The organism is Gemmatimonadaceae bacterium (assembly GCA_036273715.1).
In the GTDB taxonomy this organism is placed as follows: Bacteria; Gemmatimonadota; Gemmatimonadetes; order Gemmatimonadales; family Gemmatimonadaceae; genus JADGGM01.
Genome location: DASUHB010000051.1, coordinates 1 through 2,411, shown reverse-complemented (window position 1 = coordinate 2,411; position 2,411 = coordinate 1). Strand labels below are relative to the sequence as shown.

Below are 2,411 nucleotides of genomic sequence, written 5' to 3'. Positions count from 1 at the left end.
CTGCGCGATGCCCGTCGCCGAATCGATATCCGCGACGAGTTGGCTTCCGGAGTAGATGTAACGCGACTCGGCCCCGGTGCGCTTCGCCACGCGCCGCCCCTGCCCATCGTACGCAAACCGCACGGTCACGCCGTTCGTCGTTACGCTATCGAGCTGGCCGATGCGAGGTAATTTCTAAAAGTGTGGAAATAGCAGAAAGGCGGTGACACCTTCTCGGGTGAGAGCAATCACCCGCCGGGGGAATCCCGGCCACGAAAAGGAGGCACCGCCCGATGGAGAAGATCACGACAAGTGCGCGGGAGTCAAGAGCGGCCGGTCCGCTGTGGGAGACGCTGGAGCAGTATGCCCGCGGGGAGATTCAGCAGTTCGTGCAGCGGCTGTTGGAAGAGGAGGTCGAGGAGCTGTTAGGCCGGCGAAGAGTGCGCGGCGGCACGCGGACACGCCGCAGGGGGTGCGCAATGGCTACGGGAAACCGCGGCAGCTCGCGTTGATGGGCGGGACGATCACGGTCCAGCGGCCGCGGGTGCGCGACGTGGAGGCGCGGTTTGTGAGTCGGGTGCTCCCGTTGTTCAAGCGCCAGACCACGGCGGTGACGGCGCTCTTGCCGGAGCTCTACCTGCACGGGCTCGCGCTCGGGGATTTTGAGTTGGCGTTGCGCGGGGTGTTAGGCGCGGCGGCGCCGTTGAGCGCGAGCGCGATGCTGCGGCTCAAGGCGGCCTGGCAGACGCAGTACGACGCGTGGCGCCGGCGCGATCTCGCCGAGCTCGAGGTGGTGTATCTCTGGGCGGATGGGCTCTACGTGAAGGCCGGCCTCGAGGACACGAAGGCCGCGCTCCTGGTGCTGATCGGCGCGCTCGCCGACGGGCGGAAAGTCGTGCTGGCGGTCGAGAGCGGCGTGCGCGAATCGACAGAAAGTTGGGCGGCGATCTTGCGCGAGCTCAAGGCACGGGGACTCCGCGCTCCCGCCCTCACGATCGCCGATGGCCATTTAGGCATCTGGAGCGCCCTCGCTCAGATCTATCCGACGAGCGCCGAGCAGCGGTGCTGGAACCACAAACTGCGGAACGTGCTCGACGTGGTGCCCGAGAAACACCAGGGCGCCGTGAAAGCGGATCTCCAGGCGATCGCGAACGCCGAGACCCAGGCGAGTTGCGAGCGCCACCGGGCGGCGTTCCGGCGGGCGTACAGTCGCGTGTACCCCAAAGCCGTCGAGCGGTTAGACCGGGACTGGGCGCGCATGATCACGTACTACGCGTTCCCTCAACCGCACTGGCGGCATCTGCGCACGACCAACGTGATCGAATCCCCGTTTCACGCGGTCCGGCTGCGCACGACCGCGGCCAAACGCTTCAAGCGCGTCGAGAGTGCAACGGCGCTCATTTGGAAATTGCTGCTCGTCGCCGAACAGCAGTTCCGCAAACTCAACGCCCCGCACCTGTGTCGCGAGGTCTTCGCGGGGATCGAATACCGGGACGGCATGCGCGTCACCCCATCACCTGCTCGAGAACGGCACGCCGCCTAACTGCTCATTTACACACTTCTTGACAAGACCTCGTTTGCATAACTTCGTTATGTAAAGGCCGTTAGGCCCAAGGCGTGGGGGCCGAGGGCGAGTGCGCATAATGTGCACATTATGCGCATGCCGGCATGAAATAAATCGCGCGCAGCGCGTTCCGAAACGAGCCGGCACGGAGCGGGCCTTGGGGCCCGCGGAGCTCGCCCGGTGCGGCGGAGCGGCAGCGGAGCCGACGGCCCCCCGAAACGCCGCCGCCTGGGCCGCGGGCCCCGGCGCGATGAGGCCGGGTCCGCGCTGGCCGTGGGCGGGCGGAGGGACAGGCGCCGCGAGCTGCCGCCGTTAGGCAGTGTAGTTAGGAGCTGCAAGTTAGTCCGTTTCTTCTTCAGCCGCTTCAGCAGCTACTTCAGCAGCTAACAGAAATGGCGCGGACGCGCGCACACGTGCAGAAAACTCACCGTTCGCGTGCACCACGTGAGCCGGGTGCGTGCGGGTATGGACGGCCTTCAGCCGCTCGATCGAGACGTGCGTATAGATCGCGGTCGTAGAGAGCTGTGCGTGCCCCAAGATTTCCTGCAAGTCGCGGATATCCGCGCCGGCATCGTGCATCAGCGTCGCCATGGTGTGGCGGAAAATGTGCACGCTGCCAGGCTTCTCGATCCCCGCGTGCACGAGATAGCGGTGCAGCCGATCGGTCAGTTTCGTCGGCGTAAGCCTGGTACCGCGCGCCGTGAGAAAGAGGGCGCTCGTGGTCCGTGTCGATTGTCGCGTTGCTCGGCGCACGGCGCGCGCGATCAGGGTCGGCCGGACGTGGTCGAGATACCGAAGCGTCCAGCGCACCGCGCGCTCGCCGATCGGGACGAGTCGATCCTTCTTCCCCTTGCCCTCGCGGATGAAG

General features: G+C 66.1%; 2 protein-coding genes. One reads left to right on the top strand and one right to left on the bottom strand.

Features of this window, described 5'->3' with window-relative positions; genetic code table 11:
- The first annotated feature begins 202 nt into the window (after positions 1 to 202).
- Positions 203 to 1,522 carry an IS256 family transposase gene (locus tag VFW04_11260; protein ID HEX5179903.1) on the top strand — a complete coding sequence of 440 codons (1,320 nt, stop codon included), beginning with the start codon at positions 203 to 205 and terminating at the stop codon, positions 1,520 to 1,522.
- A 360-nt stretch (positions 1,523 to 1,882) separates the two neighbouring features.
- On the opposite strand, the gene VFW04_11255 is transcribed toward VFW04_11260, so the two are convergent.
- On the bottom strand, positions 1,883 to 2,411 hold a 529-nt coding region (locus VFW04_11255), incomplete at its 5' end, for a tyrosine-type recombinase/integrase (protein ID HEX5179902.1).